This window comes from Streptomyces sp. NPDC006450 (assembly GCF_040612195.1).
Taxonomy (GTDB): domain Bacteria; phylum Actinomycetota; class Actinomycetes; order Streptomycetales; family Streptomycetaceae; genus Streptomyces.
In genome coordinates, this window is sequence record NZ_JBEXPT010000272.1 from 1 (window position 1) to 1321 (window position 1321).

Sequence of the window (1321 nt, forward strand, 5' to 3'; positions counted from 1 at the left end):
AGCGCGTCGTTGCCGTCGAGGACCGGCTTGGGCAGCTTGAAGGGCGTCTTGAAGGCCAGCTTCTTGCCGTCGGCCGTGGTCATCGTCGCCATCGGCCCGGTTCCGCCACCGGAGATGCTCAACGGGGAGGGAACGACCGCCGGGGATATGGTCCCGTCGGCGTTGACCCGGAGCGTCGTATCGATGGCCTTCCAGGACCCGTTCGCCTGCTTCACCCGCTCCGGAGCTGCCGTCGCATCCGTGGTGAGGGTGCCGGACGGGTTGGCGAACGTCTGCGAGTCGGCCGTGGTCAGAACCTCGATCGCCACCGGCTTGCCGCTCCGCTCGGCCTGCACCAACGCGGCTTCCACGGCTTTCTGCCGGGCGGTGGGCCCGGCCTTGGAGGCGGGCTTCGGCGCGGGGCTCGGCGAGCCCGCCGCGAAGGCACTCGGGGCGGCGGTGATGAGCCCGGCCCCGAGGGCCAGCACCACGGCGCCTGCGAGGGGAAGCATCGCGGCTGCGGATGGCGGTCGACGCCGGAGGGCCCCCGGCCCGGGGTCAAGGGGTGAAGAAGATGGCCGCATGGGCAGAAGTCCTCGCTATGCACGTCGGTGAACCAAGGTCACGCGCACGTTCCTTGCTGGCCGAAAGCCTGTCAAAAGCGTTACCAGTCAATATGTCTGGTTCGCGGGAATAAGGATTGCGTTGGCTGTCAAGTGACATTGATCATGTAAGGGAATGCTAAAGAAAATCTGTACGAGGGAATGCCCCTCTCCTTAGGGTGCGGCTGTCCGGACTGTCTCAGAAACGGACCTTGCCATTCCTTTTCATGGGGGGATTTTGTTGTCTCGTCAGGGTGGTTTGCATTCGCGTGCGCGCGCGATGCGACCACGTGTTGCGATGGCCGCCGTGCTCGCGGTGTTCATCTCCGGCCTGGGCTTGCCCGCGGTCGAAGCGGTGGCGAAGCCGCCGAAGGTGTGGGTGCCGCCGAATACGGCGCTCCCGCAGACGAAGCCCGTCAAGGGCTCGAATGCCAAACCCGTCAACGCCAAGGCGCCTGTCGGCAAGGCGTGGAAGCCGGATGCGAAGGCGAAGGCCCCGTCCGGTTCCGCGACCGTTCCGCTCAATACGGCCGGAACTTCGGCGACTGCGGTCGCCGGTAAGTCGGTTCAGGCCGGCAGTTTGCCCGTCTGGGTTGCTCCTGCCAAGGGTCCGAAGCGTTCGGCGAAGTTGTCGGAACTCGCGACTTCGGGTTCCGCTTCTGGCGAGGGTTCGCTGCGGGTGGAGGTGAAGGACGAGGCGAAGACGCGTGCGGCTGGTGTCGGAGGCGTCCTCGTCGCTC

At 66.3% G+C, this 1321-nt stretch carries 1 protein-coding gene and 1 pseudogene; one reads left to right on the forward strand and one right to left on the reverse strand.

The features are described 5' to 3' along the window. Window positions 1-491: pseudogene (locus tag ABZY57_RS32750) on the reverse strand (hypothetical protein); the annotation flags it as partial. Between the two features lie 388 nt (window positions 492-879). On the opposite strand from ABZY57_RS32750, the gene ABZY57_RS32755 reads away from it, so the two are divergent. Then, window positions 880-1321: hypothetical protein (locus ABZY57_RS32755; protein ID WP_356518190.1), on the forward strand; the 442-nt coding region annotated here is incomplete at its 3' end.